Consider the following 16,597-nt stretch of genomic DNA (forward strand, 5'->3'; position numbering starts at 1 on the left):
CCACCCGGCAATATGCCCCATAAAAAAACCCGCCGAAGCGGGTTTTTTTATTAGTTGCTGGTATCCAGCTCGTCGAAGCTCTTCACCAGATCGTCAATCGCTTTGATCTGTTTCAGGAACGGCTCGAGCTTATCCAGCGGCAGCGCGGATGGACCGTCACATTTCGCGTTAGCCGGATCCGGATGCGCTTCGATAAACAGACCCGCCAGGCCGGTTGCCATACCGGCGCGCGCAAGCTCGGTAACCTGGGCACGGCGTCCGCCGGACGCTGCACCAAACGGATCGCGGCACTGCAGTGCGTGCGTCACGTCGAAGATCACCGGAGACTGATTAGAGACGTTCTTCATCACGCTGAAGCCCAGCATATCCACAACCAGGTTGTCGTAACCGAAGTTTGAACCACGATCGCACAGAATAACTTTGTCGTTGCCACCTTCGATAAACTTATCGACGATGTTGCCCATCTGACCCGGGCTCACGAATTGTGGTTTCTTCACGTTGATCACCGCACCGGTTTTCGCCATCGCGGCAACCAGGTCAGTCTGGCGAGCCAGGAACGCCGGCAGTTGGATAACATCTACCACATCGGCCACAGGCTGCGCCTGAGCGGCTTCATGCACGTCGGTGATCACTTTCACGCCAAAGGTCTGTTTCAGCTCCTGGAAAATTTTCATTCCCTCTTCCAGGCCCGGGCCACGGTAAGAGTTGATGGAGGAGCGGTTGGCTTTGTCAAAAGAGGCTTTAAACACGTACGGGATACCCAGTTTCTGGGTCACAGTCACGTAGTGTTCGCAGATACGCATAGCGAGATCGCGGGATTCCAGCACGTTCATACCGCCAAACAGCACGAACGGCAGGTCGTTTGCCACGTTGATATCACCAATGCTAACCACTTTTTGTTTCATAGGATCGCCTTATTCAGGTGTGAATCGGAATTAAGATTAATGCAGTGTAATTTGTTTGTGCGAGATCGCGTTGATCTGCGCGCGAATCATTTCGCTAATCGGATCTTCCGGACATTGTTCCACGAAATAACTCAAATCATTCAGCGCGACGTGTTCACAATCGAGCTGAGCATAAATAAGCCCACGGTCGCGAATTTCATACGGATCTTCCGGATTAAACTGCAGCAGCACTTCACTGGCACGCAAAGCCAGTTCCATCTGACGCTCTTCCATCAGCGCTGATTTCAGCGTATCCAGCAGCTTGCGGATCACTTCTGAGTTATCCGCCTCGTCGAGATCTTCGTTAAAAAGCTCGGCCACCGGGCTGATATTGCCTTTCAGCCAGACGTCCAGCGTATGCTCATCCAGCGTGTCGCCGTTAAACGGATTAATGAGCCACATCTCACCATCCAGCCACTCGGCACGCAGGATCATCTGCGTCGGGAAGATGACCGGCACCAGTGGAATATCCAGACGGTGTGCGACCCACAGCAAAATAGAGCCCAGCGCAACGGCACTGCCCTGACGATTTTTTAAGACCTGATCCAGCCATAATGCGTCAGACAGGCGATACACGCCACGCGTGTCGCAGAAACCCCATTCGCCGTAGAAAAGTTCCAAAAGCTTCTCTAATTGCCAGTCCTGCGGACGCGCCTGATTAATCTCTTCACGCGCCAGGCTGACCAGATTTTCCAGCTCATCGTAGACATACTGCGACGTAAAATCGTCACGGATCATCTCCGAAATCAGGATCATGCCATCGCAAAGCGGCACTTTATTAAATTCGAAATCGGCTAAGGACTTCATGACTTACCCCAGTAACGGTATTCTTGTGGTGGCGAGTTTAATGATGATGTACAGCACCACCAGACCCAGCAGAAAGGCAATAAATCCCACCTGCTGGCTGCGCGGACGACGACGCCCAAGCGCGATAAAACCCAAAACGATATAGATGATAACGCCAAACAGCTTTTCAGTCAGCCATGCGCCTTTATCAGTAAATGGCAGATAGCCGGTCTTCCACATGAGTCCGGCGCCAGTCAGGAACAGAACCGTATCGATACAGTGCGGTGCGACACGCACCCAGCGGGCATCCATCAGCGGATTGTTGCTGTAACGCCACCAGTAGCGCACGATGAAAAAACCGATGGTCAGCGCAACGGAAATCAGGTGAGCGGAAATAAGCACAGTAAACAGGCTCATCACCACTGCCCCAGCGTCAGACGTTCGTTGCCGCCGTAGTCGCGGCAGGTTTCCACTGCGGTGTAGCCTGCTTGCGTAAACAGCGCCCGCACGGCTTCTCCCTGCGTCCAGCCGTGCTCCACCAGCAGCCAGCCGCCGCGAACTAAATGCTTCCGTGACGTTGTCACAATGTGATCAAGATCGGCCAGTCCCTCGTTAGCGGCGACCAGGGCCGTCAGCGGTTCGAAACGGACATCTCCCTGCGCAAGATGCGGATCATGTTCGTCAATGTAAGGAGGGTTGCTGACAATCATCCCAAACGTGTGATTTTCCAGCGCGCTAAACCAGCTGCTGTGCAGTACGGTGACATTAGTCAGGCCGAGCCTGTCCACGTTACGCTTTGCCAGCGCTACCGCGTCTGGCATCACATCCACTGCCGTCACATCACAGTCCGGGCGTTCACTGGCAATCGCCAGTGCAATAGCGCCCGTGCCAGTACCAAGATCGAGGATTCGACTGGCGCTAGCCGGTAAACGCGCCAGCGCCTGCTCGACCAGACACTCGGTGTCCGGGCGTGGGATCAGGGTCGCTGCCGAAACGTACAAAGGTAACGACCAGAATTCCCGCTCTCCAACCAGATGCGCCACCGGCTCACCGGCCTTACGACGGGCAAGCAGTATGGCGAGTTGCGCCTCCTGCTCAGAAACCAGCTGTGTTTCCCCAAAAGCCAGCAGATACGTGCGCGGTTTCCCCGTCACATGCTCAAGCAAGATTTCGGCGTCGCGTTTTGGACTCTCACTTTCTGAAAGCTCACCGACGGCCTGGCGTAACCAGCGCTGGAAATCCATTATTCCTGCTCGGACAGCGCCGCCAGCTGATCGGCCTGGTATTCCTGCACAATAGGCTCAATCAGCATATCCAGCTTGCCTTCCATCACTTCGTCCAGACGGTAAAGCGTCAGGTTGATGCGGTGGTCGGTCACGCGCCCCTGCGGGAAGTTGTAGGTGCGGTTACGGTCGCTGCGGTCGCCGCTGCCCAGCAGGTTACGGCGGGTAGACGCTTCTGCCTGCTGGCGTTTTGCCATTTCTGCCGCGTGGATACGCGCACCGAGCACGGAAAGCGCTTTGGCTTTGTTTTTATGCTGCGAACGTTCGTCCTGACATTCAACGACAATACCGGTCGGCAGGTGGGTAATACGGATGGCGGAGTCGGTGGTGTTTACGTGCTGACCACCCGCTCCGGAGGAACGGAAGGTATCAATACGCAGGTCCGCCGGGTTGATGTCCGGCAGTTCCGCTTCCGGCAGCTCCGGCATGACCGCAACGGTACAGGCTGACGTATGAATACGCCCCTGCGATTCGGTGGCAGGTACGCGCTGTACACGATGACCGCCAGATTCAAACTTGAGACGACCGTATACGCCGTCGCCGCTGATCTTCGCGATCACTTCTTTAAAACCACCATGCTCGCCTTCGTTGGCGCTCATGATCTCCACACGCCAGCGGCGCGATTCAGCGTAGCGGCTGTACATGCGGAACAGATCCCCGGCAAACAGGGCCGCTTCATCACCACCGGTACCGGCGCGGACTTCCACAAATGCGTTACGTTCATCGTCCGGATCTTTTGGCAGCAACAGCACCTGGAGCTGCTGTTCCATCTCTTCCGAACGCACTTTCGCATCCTGCAACTCTTCCTGCGCCATTTCGCGCATTTCAGGGTCATCAAGCATCATCTGCGCAGTTTCAATATCTTCCTGAACCTGTCGCCAGTCAGTAAAGCATTTAGAAACATCACTTAACTGCGCGTATTCGCGAGAGAGCGCGCGAAAACGTTCCTGGTCCGCAATGGTCCCGGCATCACCGAGCAGCGCCTGTACTTCCTCATGGCGCTCGTGCAGAGCTTCCAGTTTAGCGACGATAGAAGGCTTCATAGGCGTAAGTGCACCTTGTCTTAGAAAATGGGTATAGGGCGCTATTCCAGCCCGAGGCTGTTGCGCAGAATAGTCAGGCGTTCATCATCCCCGTCACGGGCAGCCTGCTGAAGAGATTTGGTTGGGGCATGGATCAGGCGGTTGGTCAGTTTCCATGCCAGATCCTGCATAATAGCGTGTGCGTCGCCGCCCTGTTCCAGGGCCGCTAACGCTTTGGCTGTCAGGTCATCACGCACCTGCTCCGCCTGCCCGCGGTACTCGCGGATGGTCTCGCTGACGCTTTGCGCGCGCAGCCAGGCCATAAACTCACTGGTTTCCTGCTCAACAATGGTTTCAGCCTGCACTGCCGCCGCTTTACGCTGGGCAAGGTTGTGCGAAATGATACTTTGCAGGTCGTCCACGCTGTAAAGATAGGCGTTAGCCAGTTTACCGACTTCTGGCTCAACATCGCGCGGGACGGCGATATCCACCAGCAGCATCGGCTGATTACGACGGGATTTCAGCGCACGCTCCACCATCCCTTTACCGATGATCGGCAGTGGGCTGGCGGTAGAGCTGATAATAATGTCCGCCTCTTTCAGGCGTTCATCAATGTCGCTTAACGCCACCACCTCTGCGCCCACTTCGTCCGCCAGCACCTGAGCACGTTCGCGGGTACGGTTGGCGATAATCATCTTTTTCACTTTATGTTCGCGCAGATGGCGCGCGACAAGTTCGATGGTTTCGCCCGCACCCACCAGCATCACGGTAACGGTCGACAGGGATTCAAAGATTTGGCGTGCAAGGGTGCAGGCCGCGAAAGCAACAGAAACCGCACTGGCACCAATGTCGGTTTCGGTTCGCACACGCTTAGCCACGGAGAATGACTTCTGGAACATACGTTCCAGCTCACTGGCCTTCAGATGCCCTTTTTGCGAATCTGCAAACGCTTTTTTCACCTGCCCCAGAATTTGCGGCTCGCCGAGAACCAGCGAATCCAGCCCGCTGGCCACGCGCATCAGATGGCTGACGGCATCATTGTCCTGATGCCAGTACAGGCTATTGCGCAGTTCGTCTTCGTTGAGATTGTGGTAGTCGCATAGCCAGCGGATCAGCGCCTCGTGCAGGTTATCCTGCTCTTCCACACTCAAATAAAGCTCGGTACGGTTGCACGTCGAGAGCACCACGCCACCCTGCACCATAGGTTGTGCAAGCAAGCTGTCCAGCGCCAGGTCAAGCGTGTCTGGCGAAAACGTTACGCGTTCTCGCAGCGAAACCGGGGCTGTTTTGTGGTTAATGCCGAGTGCTAATAAGGTCATGTTGAGCGGGAGTAGTACCAGCGTTAATAAGGTTAGCAGAACGCATCATACAGGATGCGCGAGATCAATAAAAGAGACTGCCCCCTTTCGGAGTAATAGGTTACATCGCGCTTTGAGATAATTTGAACGTAGACGGTGGGGCCCTTCAACGCTAGCATTAACAGTTATAACTGCAACGTATCTCAAGGATTTGTCCTCATTATGACCCGACTGATTCGCCTGCTGCCGCTGGCCGCACTGGTTCTGACCGCCTGTACTGTCACCCAACCAAAAGGCCCAGGCAAAAGCCCTGATTCTCCGCAGTGGCGTCAACACCAGCAGGACGTCCGTAATTTGAGCCAGTACCAGACTCGCGGCGCTTTCGCGTATCTCTCTGACGAACAAAAGGTTTATGCGCGTTTCTTCTGGCAGCAAACAGGCCAGGACAACTACCGTCTGCTGCTGCTGAACCCGCTGGGCAGCACCGAACTGGAGCTTATCGCGAAACCGGGCGAAGCGCAGATCACCGATAACAAAGGCCAGCATTACACCGCGACAGATGCCGAAGAGATGATTGGTAAGCTGACGGGAATGCCTATTCCGCTCAACAGCCTGCGCCAGTGGATCCTTGGCCTGCCGGGGGATGCCACCGACTACCAGCTTGACGATCAGTACCGTCTGAGCCAGGTGAATTACGCGCAGAATGGCAAAACCTGGAAAGTGGTGTACAGCGCCTATGACAGCAACAGTAAACCTTCTCTGCCATCGAATATGGAACTGACCCAGGGCAGCCAGCGTATCAAGCTGAAAATGGACAACTGGATCGTTAAATGATGACCCACTGGCCCTCTCCGGCAAAACTAAACCTGTTTTTATACATCACCGGCCAGCGTGCTGATGGCTATCACACCCTGCAGACGCTGTTTCAGTTTATTGACTATGGCGACACAATCTCGATTGAGCTGCGTCAGGACGGGCAGGTTTGCCTGCTGACGCCTGTCGAAGGTGTTGCGCATGAGGACAACCTGATTGTCCGCGCGGCGCGCCTGCTGATGAAAGCGGCAACTGACGCCGGACGACTACCGACAGGAAGCGGCGCAGATATCCGCATTGAGAAACGTCTGCCAATGGGTGGCGGTCTCGGTGGAGGCTCATCCAATGCCGCAACCGTGCTGGTTGCTCTGAACCATCTCTGGGGTTGTGGGCTGTCGACGGACGAACTGGCAGCCTTAGGATTGACGCTGGGCGCGGATGTACCGGTGTTTATTCGTGGTCATGCGGCATTTGCCGAAGGTGTAGGTGAGATCCTCTCTCCGGTCGAGCCGCCGGAAAAATGGTATCTCGTTGCCCATCCCGGCGTGAGCATTCCGACCCCGGTCATCTTTAAAGATCCTGACCTGAAAAGAGATACTCCGGTTCGGTCAATAGAAACGTTATTAAATTGTGAATTCAGCAACGATTGCGAGGATATCGCAAGAAAACGTTTTCGCGAGGTTGATGCGGTGCTTTCCTGGCTGTTAGAATACGCGCCGTCGCGCCTGACTGGTACAGGGGCCTGTGTCTTTGCTGAATTTGACACCGAATCCGCCGCTCGTCAGGTGCTTGAGCAAGCGCCGGTTTGGCTGCATGGTTTTGTAGCGCGTGGGATGAACACCTCTCCCCTACAGCAGGCCATTCTGGCGCAGACTGAGTTTCGGTGACAACGTCACCCTGTTCCAGACGTTGCATCGCGCTCTTTAATACACCGCCTGGGTAGTATTCGCCTGGCCCGCACAGTTTGCGGCGAACGCTATCCACCACTGGACGCATGCCTGAGGTTCTTCTCGTGCCTGATATGAAGCTTTTTGCTGGTAACGCCACCCCGGAACTAGCACAACGTATTGCCAACCGCCTGTACACTTCCCTCGGCGACGCCGCCGTAGGTCGCTTTAGCGACGGCGAAGTCAGCGTACAAATTAACGAAAATGTACGCGGTGGTGATATTTTCATCATCCAGTCCACCTGTGCTCCAACAAATGACAACCTGATGGAACTGGTTGTTATGGTCGACGCGCTGCGTCGTGCTTCAGCAGGCCGTATCACTGCTGTAATCCCTTACTTCGGCTATGCCCGTCAGGACCGCCGTGTTCGTTCTGCACGTGTACCTATCACCGCCAAAGTTGTCGCTGACTTCCTGTCCAGCGTCGGCGTTGACCGCGTACTGACCGTTGACCTGCACGCAGAGCAGATCCAGGGCTTCTTCGACGTCCCGGTTGATAACGTATTCGGCAGCCCTATTCTGCTGGAAGACATGCTGCAACTGAACCTGGACAACCCAATTGTGGTTTCTCCGGACATCGGCGGCGTGGTACGTGCTCGTGCTATCGCGAAGCTGCTGAACGATACCGATATGGCGATCATCGACAAACGTCGTCCGCGCGCTAACGTTTCTCAGGTGATGCATATCATCGGTGACGTAGCTGGCCGTGACTGCGTGCTGGTTGACGACATGATCGATACCGGCGGTACGCTGTGTAAAGCTGCAGAAGCACTGAAAGAACGTGGTGCCAAGCGCGTATTCGCTTACGCAACTCACCCGATCTTCTCCGGTAACGCGGTAAACAACCTCCGTAACTCCGTCATTGACGAAGTTGTGGTGTGCGATACCATCCCACTGAGTGACGAAATCAAAGCGCTGCCAAACGTGCGTACTTTGACCCTGTCCGGGATGCTGGCCGAAGCGATTCGTCGTATCAGCAACGAAGAATCCATCTCAGCTATGTTCGAACACTAATCGAGCACGGCCAAAAAACCCGCTGCGGCGGGTTTTTTTGTCTTTAATATTTATTTGTATGATCAATGCCTCCTTCACCTGCCATTCACATGACAGATGATGCGCATCTGGAAGATAGATAATTGTGAAAAACGTAACCTCCTCACATGTTCTGCCCTTTCGCGCCCTCATCGACGCTTGCTGGAAAGAGAAATACACCTCGTCACGCTTTGTACGTGACCTGATAGCCGGGATCACCGTCGGCATTATCGCCATTCCGCTGGCAATGGCGCTGGCGATTGGCAGCGGCGTTGCACCACAGTATGGCCTTTATACTTCGGCCGTTGCCGGGATCGTCATTGCCCTGACCGGTGGTTCACGCTTTAGCGTCTCTGGCCCGACCGCTGCCTTTGTGGTGATCCTCTACCCGGTTTCCCAGCAGTTTGGCCTGGCAGGCCTGCTGGTTGCCACCCTGATGTCCGGCGTCTTTTTGATTTTGTTTGGTCTGGCCCGTTTTGGCAGGTTGATAGAATACATTCCCCTTTCCGTGACGCTGGGGTTCACCTCCGGGATTGGTATCACCATCGGAACCATGCAGATCAAGGACTTCCTGGGCCTGCAGATGGCTCACGTACCTGAACACTATCTGCAAAAAGTCGGTGCGCTATTTATGGCGCTGCCGACCGCCAACCTGGGCGACGCCGCCATCGGGATTGTGACGCTGGGTACACTGATTGTGTGGCCTCGTCTGGGCATTCGTCTTCCTGGCCATCTGCCCGCACTGCTGCTAGGCTGCGCGGTAATGGCCATCGTCAATATGTTCGGTGGCCATGTCGCTACTATCGGCTCGCAGTTCCACTATGTTCTGGCGGACGGTTCACAGGGAAGCGGTATTCCGCAGCTGTTACCGCAGCTGGTGTTGCCGTGGGATATGCCCGGTTCCAGCTTCACGCTAAGCTGGGATTCCCTGCGCGCCCTCCTTCCCGCAGCCTTCTCAATGGCAATGCTGGGGGCCATTGAATCTCTGCTCTGCGCGGTGGTACTGGACGGCATGACGGGAACGAAGCATAAAGCTAACAGCGAGCTCGTTGGTCAGGGTCTGGGTAACCTTATCGCACCGTTCTTTGGCGGCATCACTGCAACGGCAGCCATCGCACGCTCCGCGGCAAACGTGCGTGCCGGGGCAACATCCCCCATTTCGGCAGTGATCCACTCCGCGCTGGTGATCCTCGCCCTGCTTATCCTTGCTCCGCTGCTCTCCTGGCTACCGCTTTCTGCCATGGCCGCCCTGCTGCTGATGGTGGCCTGGAACATGAGTGAGGCGCATAAGGTGGTGAACCTGCTGCGTCGCGCACCGAAAGACGACATTATCGTGATGCTGCTTTGTATGTCGCTGACCGTGCTGTTTGATATGGTCATTGCCATCAGCGTCGGGATTGTGCTGGCGTCCCTGCTGTTTATGCGTCGTATTGCGCAGATGACGCGTCTTTCCCCGGTGAACGTCGAAGTGCCTGACGATGTGCTGGTTCTGCGCGTGATTGGCCCGCTGTTCTTTGCCGCCGCGGAGGGGCTGTTCAGCGATCTCGAATCCCGCATCGCGGGTAAACGGATTGTGGTGCTTAAATGGGATGCCGTTCCGGTGCTGGATGCCGGTGGCCTGGATGCCTTCCAGCGCTTTGTGAAACGTCTGCCGGAAGGCTGTGAGCTGCGCGTGAGTAACCTGGAATTCCAGCCTCTACGCACCATGGCGCGCGCGGGCGTGCAGCCAATCCCTGGCCGACTCTCCTTCTACCCTAACCGTGAAGCCGCATTAGCGGATCTGTGAGTGGCCTGATGCAGAATAACGTCTCTGCATCATCACCCGGGTGGCCTGCTGGAGCGATGCAAGCACGGCAGGCACCATCCATATTCCCTTCATCATATGCGGTTCCTGCTTCATGTCCGTGCAAAAAAAACGACTCCCTCGGGAGCCGTTTCGGTGTTCTTTATCGTCGCACTAACTGTGCTTGTGCTGGTCGCGACGACAGCGCTTGTCGTAGTGGCGCACCCACCAGTATTTGTCACACACTTCCTCACGGCCGCTCATGCGAGCCCCTGCCAGCCACAATACCGCACCAATGAAGATGCTCAATATCGCGCCGTGCGCGAAGTATTGCGGGAGGTCAAGCTGCGGCAGTTGGTTTAAAATTGAATAACCCACGCCGGCTACCATCACGAACAGTCCCAACCCCATCAGCACGTTACCGAATAACGAAGCGTTTTTGCGTTTCATGTGTCACCTCCGGAACTTTGGGTTGTCAGGGGAAAAGCCCCTAATCCTTGTGTGTAAAGTATAGACAACGCCTCTTTTATGAGTTGCGTGAATGATCACAATTACCGATCACATCCAAACAAAAGTTTACAAATAAGACGTTGAACAGCTTGAAATTCTAATTGTTCAAATAAGAAATTATTCGTATTCCGCTGTGAAGATCGCAGAATTTTGTCAAGCGGCTCGTCAGACAGTAAACTTCGCGCCAGATCTGGAACCCATTAGGAATTGAATCGTGACGATTAAACTGATTGTCGGCCTCGCCAACCCAGGCGCAGAGTATGCGGCAACACGCCATAATGCCGGGGCATGGTACGTCGATCTCCTGGCCGAGCGGTTACGTGCTCCTTTGCGTGAAGAACCTAAATTCTTTGGCTATACCTCACGTATCAACCTTGCTGGCGCTGATGTTCGTCTGCTGGTGCCAACCACCTTTATGAACCTGAGCGGTAAAGCCGTGGCGGCGATGGCAACGTTTTATCGTATCAACCCGGATGAAATTCTGGTGGCACACGATGAGCTGGATCTCCCGCCTGGTGTGGCAAAATTCAAACTGGGCGGCGGGCACGGTGGCCACAACGGTCTAAAAGATATTATCAGCAAGCTGGGCAATAACCCGAATTTCCACCGTTTGCGCGTGGGAATCGGTCATCCGGGCGATAAAAACAAAGTTGTTGGTTTCGTACTCGGTAAACCCCCGGTTTCTGAGCAGAAACTGATTGACGAGGCGGTAGACGAAGCGGCTCGCTGCACTGAAATCTGGCTGAAAGATGGGTTAACCAAAGCGACAAACCGCTTACACGCTTTCAAAGCGCAATAATCCGCCAGATCCGGCTTTTTTACCGCGCGTCATGCGGGTTACGTGTATAATAGGCGTAGTTATTTACTTTTCATCAATCGGTTATCATTAACGGATTGATTATCAAGATATTAAGGTGATTTAGAAATGGGATTCAAATGCGGTATCGTCGGTCTGCCAAACGTGGGCAAATCCACCCTGTTTAACGCGCTTACCAAAGCGGGTATCGAAGCGGCGAACTTCCCGTTCTGTACCATCGAACCTAACACCGGTGTTGTACCAATGCCGGACCCGCGTCTGGACCAGCTCGCGGAAATCGTGAAGCCGCAGCGCATTCTGCCAACCACCATGGAATTCGTGGATATCGCGGGCCTGGTAAAAGGCGCATCCAAAGGTGAAGGTCTGGGTAACCAGTTCCTGACCAATATTCGTGAAACCGAAGCGATCGGTCACGTTGTGCGCTGCTTCGAGAACGACAACATTATCCACGTAAACAACAAAGTGGATCCGGCTGACGACATCGACGTTATCAACACCGAGCTGGCGCTCTCTGATCTCGACACCTGCGAACGCGCAATTCACCGCGTGCAGAAGAAAGCCAAAGGCGGCGACAAGGACGCGAAAGCGGAACTGGCTGCGCTGGAAAAATGTCTGCCACAGCTGGAAAACGCAGGCATGCTGCGCGCGCTGAAAAACCTGACTGAAGAAGACAAAGCGGCAATCAAATACCTGAGCTTCCTGACCCTGAAACCAACCATGTACATCGCCAACGTTAACGAAGACGGTTTCGAGAATAACCCGTACCTCGACAAAGTGCGTGAAATCGCGGCGGCTGAAGGTTCTGTGGTTGTGGCGGTGTGCGCTGCCGTTGAATCCGACATCGCCGAGCTGGACGACGCTGACCGTGAAGAGTTTATGGCTGAGCTGGGTCTGGAAGAGCCGGGCCTGAACCGCGTGATCCGCGCAGGCTATGAACTGCTGAACCTGCAGACCTACTTCACCGCTGGCGTGAAAGAAGTACGTGCGTGGACCATCCCTGTAGGTGCAACTGCGCCTCAGGCGGCTGGTAAAATCCACACTGACTTCGAGAAAGGCTTTATTCGTGCGCAGACAATCGCGTTTGAAGACTTCATCACCTACAAGGGTGAGCAAGGCGCGAAAGAAGCGGGCAAGATGCGTGCGGAAGGGAAAGATTATATCGTTAAAGATGGCGATGTGATGAACTTCCTGTTTAACGTCTGATTCGTCTTGAATGAAAAAAATCCACGCCCTGGCGTGGATTTTTTTATTGCGGGGTCAAAACACACTGTCTAAGAGTTCTGTTTTCATGCTGGGTTCAAAAGGAATGATTTCAGCAGTCGCAAGCTTTAAGACCTGAAAAGGATCCTCACGTAAGCGCTCCTCAAGAGAGGCAAAACTCTCACATTTCGCGAGAATGACCCCACCGTTTCTTGGGATCCGTCTACCCGATGCCAGAAATATCCCCTCAGAATACCCCTTTTTTAGCCACTCAACATGAGCAGGTATCGCTGCGTCAATCTCTTCCAGTGGTTTGATATAGGTTAAAATGACAATGTAAACCGTGCTCATCCTTTGCCTCTCAGCTCTGTTTTAAACCGCTTGTTGAAACTGCTTATGCAGCCCTCTTTTGCCACCGGTTATTGTTATCATTTTTTGGCGCTTTTGATGTTAATACGCGGGGCCCAATAGAGACAACGCGTTACGCTTCATATCCCAGGAATAAAACCAATCATGCCAGCCATTTTGCTTTTCCGCATAGCTACAGACCACAACCACTTCCTTTGACAGGTTGAAAGTTAAGTAATAGAAAGCTGCGCCTTCAGGAGGCGCAGACCAAAATAGTTTTTCACCCTGCGCATTGAAGATGGTCAAAACGGTTGGTAGTGGCTTTGACTCGCTTAACGCAAAGACTAACTGGCGTGTCGAGTCGACCATTGCATAGTCTAAAAATGGCATACTAACCAGTATGTTACTTTCACCACATGCCCATTGAAGCAGGTCATTTTCTTTAATACAAATGAGATTTTCAATCATAGTCAAACCTCAAATTACTTGATAACTATAAACCTGCGGGTTACCATTGAGTGTTACAAAGAAATTAACTCTATAACAATAGTTACCGCACTAAATAAAACGATAACTTTTTTCAAATATTAAAATCTAGAAAAGTTTCAAGTTTAAATGAAAGAGCATTATTTAATATGAAATTAATTAACTTCCCACGCACTATAATAATATATTATTCTTATGAAAAGAAAGGCTTGTTTTTTCCTTCTCTAGTCTGAGTGGCTATAATAACCTCATAAGCATCATTTTCACTTTTCTGTGCTTTCAATGCCTCTTCCGGAGTAATTTTTGACTCCTTTTCAATCATAGCAATAGTTCCGGTATCATATCGGAAAAAATATTCACCATCTCTTTTGATTATGTCAACACCAAAACCTGTAAAAATAACTTCATTCATTTTTCATAGTTCTATTTATAATTGGTGTAATCAAAGCATCACCGACAGGTGTTTGATCTATTACGGCATCAGGGATACTTCCCGACGTCTTACCACCAGGAAACCAAAAATCTTTGCCGATTGTTGATTTAATATTTTATTGCCATACATTGAACAACTGCTTCCATATCTCCAGTTCCTCAATAGTAGGGACTCTATAATCCTGAGTCTTTCGTCTATATTCCATAAAACATGAGTCTATAGCTCGCATAGCCACCATTTTTTCTTTTCGACAACCATCTAAAATAGATTGCATATCCTGTAGACAATTAGAATCAAGAATATATTTTTGAAAAAACAGATCCAGGAAATCTAATACTTCATTATAAGATTGTAAATTTATCATGGTTCTTCGGATAGAAGATCAATCTTGTCGAAATTAATAACTCTATTTTCAGCATGAAACTGTTGAACATTACTTGGGCCATATTCAGGGTATGCCTTAGTAAACGGTTCAAGTGGCGCTTCTGGTATATCGCCGAACATTCTCGGAGTACGCACTTGCTGAACACCATTTTCATATAATTGAAGCGTATCAAACTCAGCCCTAAGACGCCCATCACTCCATGATTTATCAAAAGGATCATGTGGATTCAATTTATCTGCTCCTTTGATTTAGAATGCCTCCCTGACTGCGCGTTCGGAGTCTAATTTATCAAAGCCCAAATAAGTGACTGGTGCGGATTTGGATTCAATTGTTTTTGGCACCCATTCGTTAATCGAACCGTCATCTTCGAGAAACCTCATTTAGAATGGCAACTGTTTAATTTATATTGAAATGCTATGACATAACCATATAAGCGACTTCAATTGAATCATATGATTTTACCAGTTCTCCACTTACAACTCATGATGGTCTAAGCAATAGTGACAGACAATTGTTCCAGTTAGGTTGTGAGGGTCATAAGCAGCATCAACATGTCCCCACTCCCTTGATACAGGAAGAACAATAGCCGATTTAGCTTTGAACCATTCCCTTAAACATCGGGTGACTTTCCCTTCGGGTTTATTCTGTTTTCCCATCAATAATTTTTCTGGGGCGAAGCGCCAACTGCGAATTAATGAATTTGGGTCATTAGGAACCAAGAAATCAATTATGAGATATATATCTCCGAACTCATGGTCGCCTTTAAGGATAGTTCTGTATGAGACTGTTTCATTGTCTTTTTTTTCAGGCCACCCCTCCCACCCTACATTTGTATTATAAAACAACTCTGCCTTAGTAACTCTTGGTCCTAATAGCACCCTTTTATTAAATTGAAGAACACCAGTTACTGCGTCAAAATTCATTTTCATATCCCAATATCAAATGGAAGACCAATAGGTTCCAGAACTTTTTTGTAATTCGAAAGGAAGAATTGGGTACCGCCACCGCTTCCAAACATTCCAGTATCTTGTGACAAAGCTTGTCCCGTACCTGCAATAGCATCTCGTTTGACTCTATACATCTGAATCTTACTTCTAAACCCAAATTTTTCATGAGGTAGGACTTGTAAGCTTTCCCATAATTTTTGTCGACTACCATTAGCAGCATCTAGAGTGGCTTTGTCGAAATAAAATCCTGACTGCCCAGGCGCTCCACCATAAACAATATCGGCTTCTTTAAGCATTGTGTTTGACCAGGAATCACGGCCTTTATAAATTCCTCTTCCTTGCCACTGCCTACCAAATGCCGCCTGGTTATGGTCGTTTGCTCGAGTCGGTGCACACTTCGCTTTCAATCCTAATGGATCAACCCAATTCAGCGGATTAATGGCGTAAACGTAAGTATTTATACCGCCACTTAAACCTATCGGGTCCTGCTGCGTAAACCTTCCGCAGTCCGGGTCGTAATACCGGAACAGATTGTAGTGCAGCCCTGTCTCACGGTCCAGGTATTGCCCCTGCATCCGCAGGTTCTGAGAATATCCTGATCGCTGCGTCTCGCTTTCCCGCAGCAGCTTGCCCCAGGCGCTGTTCACCCCTTCCCAGCGCACCTGCCCCTCGATATCCGTCATCCGCTCCGGCGTACCGTTGGGCTGGCAGTGGAACCAGAAAATCTCCGGCGCATCCACGCCGTCAATACGTGCCAGCGGGTCGTAGCTGTCCTGGTCGCTGTAGACGTAGGTCAGCGGCACATCCCCGTGCACTTCCTGCAGCAGGCGGAACCCTTCCCAGACAAACCGGGTGGTGACCGGCTTGCAGGTTGGCTGACCGCCCAGCATCTGGCGTCGCGTTTTGCTGATGCGTCGCCCGAGCGGATCGTAGCGGAAGCTCACCTGCGTCTGCGGTTTATTGCGGTCCCGCGGCTGGCTGATAACCTCCGTCAGGCGATGTTCACCGTCGTAGCGATAGTGCCAGCGGGTCTGGCCGTTATCCTTCTCCACGGTGCGGCCGTGAATGTCATAGCGCCAGCGAATGCCGTTCAGCTGCGTCAGGCGGTTGTGCGTGACCTTCTCAGCAGAGCCTTCGAGCGGGTTACCGGCAGCATCCCAGCGCCACTGCTCCTGTCCGGGCAGCGTACCGTCCTGAACGAGCAGACGTCCGGCGCTGTCGTACTGCCAGCGGTACCAGCTGAACGGGTTATCGTCCCGCTCTTCCCGCACCAGGTTATTGCGGTAGTCGTAATCCCAGCGGCGGGACCAGCGACGCGGCGACGGGCGCTGAGCGTTGCCGGTGAAGACGTCCCGGCGATGCAGGCGGCCGAGGCGGTCGTACTCGCTGCGGGTGGTCAGCAACCCCTGGGTGCGGCTGGTCTCCCGGTGAAGTTCGTCGCGGGTAAAGTCGGAGACCGACAGCTTATCGAGAGCAAGGCGCGAAAAAAGCAAGCAAGATGCGTGCAGAAGGAAAAAAGAATAATGTTAAAAATGGCTACGTGGTGAACTAATTATTTAACATT

18 protein-coding genes and 2 pseudogenes are annotated in these 16,597 nt (G+C 52.4%); 6 read left to right on the forward strand and 14 right to left on the reverse strand.

Features of this window, described 5'->3' with window-relative positions; genetic code table 11:
- Positions 1-50: 50 nt before the first annotated feature.
- From kdsA to hemA, 6 genes are read right to left on the reverse strand one after another with little or no spacing between them, the layout of a single operon-like run.
- Positions 51-905, reverse strand: a complete 855-nt coding sequence (gene kdsA / locus ACJ9Y9_RS13500) for a 3-deoxy-8-phosphooctulonate synthase (RefSeq protein WP_028018750.1) — start codon at positions 903-905, stop codon at positions 51-53.
- 36 nt (positions 906-941) lie between these two features.
- A complete protein-coding gene (gene sirB1, locus ACJ9Y9_RS13505) occupies positions 942-1,751 on the reverse strand; it encodes an invasion regulator SirB1 (RefSeq protein WP_028018749.1) in 810 nt (269 codons plus the stop codon).
- Between the two features lie 3 nt (positions 1,752-1,754).
- Positions 1,755-2,147, reverse strand: coding sequence for an invasion regulator SirB2 (gene sirB2, locus ACJ9Y9_RS13510; protein ID WP_028018748.1), 393 nt, complete (start codon positions 2,145-2,147; stop codon positions 1,755-1,757).
- Entirely contained in the window at positions 2,147-2,974 is an 828-nt protein-coding gene (prmC, locus tag ACJ9Y9_RS13515; protein ID WP_028018747.1) for a peptide chain release factor N(5)-glutamine methyltransferase, read from the reverse strand. The genes sirB2 and prmC overlap by 1 nt, the downstream gene beginning before the upstream one ends.
- Positions 2,974-4,056, reverse strand: a complete 1,083-nt coding sequence (gene prfA, locus ACJ9Y9_RS13520) for a peptide chain release factor 1 (protein WP_028018746.1) — start codon at positions 4,054-4,056, stop codon at positions 2,974-2,976. The genes prmC and prfA overlap by 1 nt, the downstream gene beginning before the upstream one ends.
- 41 nt (positions 4,057-4,097) lie before the next feature.
- Positions 4,098-5,354, reverse strand: a complete 1,257-nt coding sequence (gene hemA / locus ACJ9Y9_RS13525) for a glutamyl-tRNA reductase (RefSeq protein WP_028018745.1) — start codon at positions 5,352-5,354, stop codon at positions 4,098-4,100.
- Between the two features lie 201 nt (positions 5,355-5,555).
- Between hemA and lolB the strand changes: the two genes are divergently transcribed.
- The 4 genes from lolB (at position 5,556) to dauA (ending at position 9,910) form a co-directional block, all read left to right on the forward strand.
- Complete coding sequence (gene lolB, locus ACJ9Y9_RS13530) at positions 5,556-6,167, forward strand: lipoprotein insertase outer membrane protein LolB (protein WP_028018744.1); 612 nt, start codon at positions 5,556-5,558, stop codon at positions 6,165-6,167.
- Positions 6,164-7,033 carry a 4-(cytidine 5'-diphospho)-2-C-methyl-D-erythritol kinase gene (ispE, locus tag ACJ9Y9_RS13535; protein ID WP_028018743.1) on the forward strand — a complete coding sequence of 290 codons (870 nt, stop codon included), beginning with the start codon at positions 6,164-6,166 and terminating at the stop codon, positions 7,031-7,033. The genes lolB and ispE overlap by 4 nt, the downstream gene beginning before the upstream one ends.
- 125 nt (positions 7,034-7,158) lie before the next feature.
- Positions 7,159-8,106: a ribose-phosphate diphosphokinase gene (prs, locus tag ACJ9Y9_RS13540; protein WP_003856663.1), complete on the forward strand. Its 948-nt coding sequence runs from the start codon at positions 7,159-7,161 to the stop codon at positions 8,104-8,106.
- A 124-nt stretch (positions 8,107-8,230) separates the two neighbouring features.
- Entirely contained in the window at positions 8,231-9,910 is a 1,680-nt protein-coding gene (gene dauA / locus ACJ9Y9_RS13545; protein ID WP_028018742.1) for a C4-dicarboxylic acid transporter DauA, read from the forward strand.
- Here the strand turns inward: dauA and ACJ9Y9_RS13550 are convergent.
- A pseudogene (locus ACJ9Y9_RS13550) lies at positions 9,896-10,024 on the reverse strand (MerR family transcriptional regulator); the annotation flags it as partial. The gene dauA and the pseudogene ACJ9Y9_RS13550 sit on opposite strands and share 15 nt — an antisense overlap.
- 57 nt (positions 10,025-10,081) lie before the next feature.
- Positions 10,082-10,357 carry a stress-induced protein YchH gene (ychH, locus tag ACJ9Y9_RS13555; RefSeq protein WP_028018741.1) on the reverse strand — a complete coding sequence of 92 codons (276 nt, stop codon included), beginning with the start codon at positions 10,355-10,357 and terminating at the stop codon, positions 10,082-10,084.
- Between the two features lie 274 nt (positions 10,358-10,631).
- On the opposite strand from ychH, the gene pth reads away from it, so the two are divergent.
- Complete coding sequence (pth, locus tag ACJ9Y9_RS13560) at positions 10,632-11,216, forward strand: aminoacyl-tRNA hydrolase (RefSeq protein WP_023336005.1); 585 nt, start codon at positions 10,632-10,634, stop codon at positions 11,214-11,216.
- A gap of 126 nt (positions 11,217-11,342) precedes the next feature.
- A complete protein-coding gene (ychF, locus tag ACJ9Y9_RS13565; RefSeq protein ID WP_010432886.1) occupies positions 11,343-12,437 on the forward strand; it encodes a redox-regulated ATPase YchF in 1,095 nt (364 codons plus the stop codon).
- A 54-nt stretch (positions 12,438-12,491) separates the two neighbouring features.
- Here the strand turns inward: ychF and ACJ9Y9_RS13570 are convergent, their stop codons facing one another.
- From ACJ9Y9_RS13570 to ACJ9Y9_RS13595, 6 genes and pseudogenes are all read right to left on the reverse strand, one after another.
- Positions 12,492-12,785, reverse strand: coding sequence for a YciI family protein (locus ACJ9Y9_RS13570; protein WP_028018740.1), 294 nt, complete (start codon positions 12,783-12,785; stop codon positions 12,492-12,494).
- Between the two features lie 99 nt (positions 12,786-12,884).
- The gene (locus ACJ9Y9_RS13575) at positions 12,885-13,250 is read right to left on the reverse strand and encodes a hypothetical protein (RefSeq protein ID WP_028018739.1); all 366 of its coding nucleotides are present in this window, start codon (positions 13,248-13,250) and stop codon (positions 12,885-12,887) included.
- A gap of 211 nt (positions 13,251-13,461) precedes the next feature.
- Positions 13,462-13,680, reverse strand: a complete 219-nt coding sequence (locus ACJ9Y9_RS13580) for a hypothetical protein (protein ID WP_028018738.1) — start codon at positions 13,678-13,680, stop codon at positions 13,462-13,464.
- A gap of 381 nt (positions 13,681-14,061) precedes the next feature.
- Positions 14,062-14,316: a hypothetical protein gene (locus ACJ9Y9_RS13585; RefSeq protein ID WP_152546585.1), complete on the reverse strand. Its 255-nt coding sequence runs from the start codon at positions 14,314-14,316 to the stop codon at positions 14,062-14,064.
- Between the two features lie 243 nt (positions 14,317-14,559).
- Positions 14,560-15,009: a hypothetical protein gene (locus ACJ9Y9_RS13590; RefSeq protein ID WP_133175276.1), complete on the reverse strand. Its 450-nt coding sequence runs from the start codon at positions 15,007-15,009 to the stop codon at positions 14,560-14,562.
- Between the two features lie 2 nt (positions 15,010-15,011).
- A pseudogene (locus ACJ9Y9_RS13595) lies at positions 15,012-16,511 on the reverse strand (RHS repeat domain-containing protein); the annotation flags it as partial.
- Positions 16,512-16,597 lie beyond the last annotated feature (86 nt).

It is taken from the genome of Enterobacter sp. CPE_E1241, assembly GCF_045618265.1.
GTDB lineage: Bacteria > Pseudomonadota > Gammaproteobacteria > Enterobacterales > Enterobacteriaceae > Enterobacter > Enterobacter adelaidei.

What these genes read in the sequence shown, in the direction of transcription:
- sirB1 (WP_028018749.1), bottom strand. Translation starts at nt 1,751, where the DNA reads ATGAAGTCCTTAGCCGATTTCGAATTTAATAAAGTGCCGCTTTGCGAT.
- ACJ9Y9_RS13590 (WP_133175276.1), bottom strand. Translation starts at nt 15,009, where the DNA reads ATGAATTTTGACGCAGTAACTGGTGTTCTTCAATTTAATAAAAGGGTG.
- ychH (WP_028018741.1), bottom strand. Translation starts at nt 10,357, where the DNA reads ATGAAACGCAAAAACGCTTCGTTATTCGGTAACGTGCTGATGGGGTTG.
- prmC (WP_028018747.1), bottom strand. Translation starts at nt 2,974, where the DNA reads ATGGATTTCCAGCGCTGGTTACGCCAGGCCGTCGGTGAGCTTTCAGAA.
- ispE (WP_028018743.1), top strand. Translation starts at nt 6,164, where the DNA reads ATGATGACCCACTGGCCCTCTCCGGCAAAACTAAACCTGTTTTTATAC.
- kdsA (WP_028018750.1), bottom strand. Translation starts at nt 905, where the DNA reads ATGAAACAAAAAGTGGTTAGCATTGGTGATATCAACGTGGCAAACGAC.
- hemA (WP_028018745.1), bottom strand. Translation starts at nt 5,354, where the DNA reads ATGACCTTATTAGCACTCGGCATTAACCACAAAACAGCCCCGGTTTCG.
- prfA (WP_028018746.1), bottom strand. Translation starts at nt 4,056, where the DNA reads ATGAAGCCTTCTATCGTCGCTAAACTGGAAGCTCTGCACGAGCGCCAT.
- ACJ9Y9_RS13570 (WP_028018740.1), bottom strand. Translation starts at nt 12,785, where the DNA reads ATGAGCACGGTTTACATTGTCATTTTAACCTATATCAAACCACTGGAA.
- ACJ9Y9_RS13575 (WP_028018739.1), bottom strand. Translation starts at nt 13,250, where the DNA reads ATGATTGAAAATCTCATTTGTATTAAAGAAAATGACCTGCTTCAATGG.
- ACJ9Y9_RS13580 (WP_028018738.1), bottom strand. Translation starts at nt 13,680, where the DNA reads ATGAATGAAGTTATTTTTACAGGTTTTGGTGTTGACATAATCAAAAGA.
- sirB2 (WP_028018748.1), bottom strand. Translation starts at nt 2,147, where the DNA reads ATGAGCCTGTTTACTGTGCTTATTTCCGCTCACCTGATTTCCGTTGCG.
- lolB (WP_028018744.1), top strand. Translation starts at nt 5,556, where the DNA reads ATGACCCGACTGATTCGCCTGCTGCCGCTGGCCGCACTGGTTCTGACC.
- ychF (WP_010432886.1), top strand. Translation starts at nt 11,343, where the DNA reads ATGGGATTCAAATGCGGTATCGTCGGTCTGCCAAACGTGGGCAAATCC.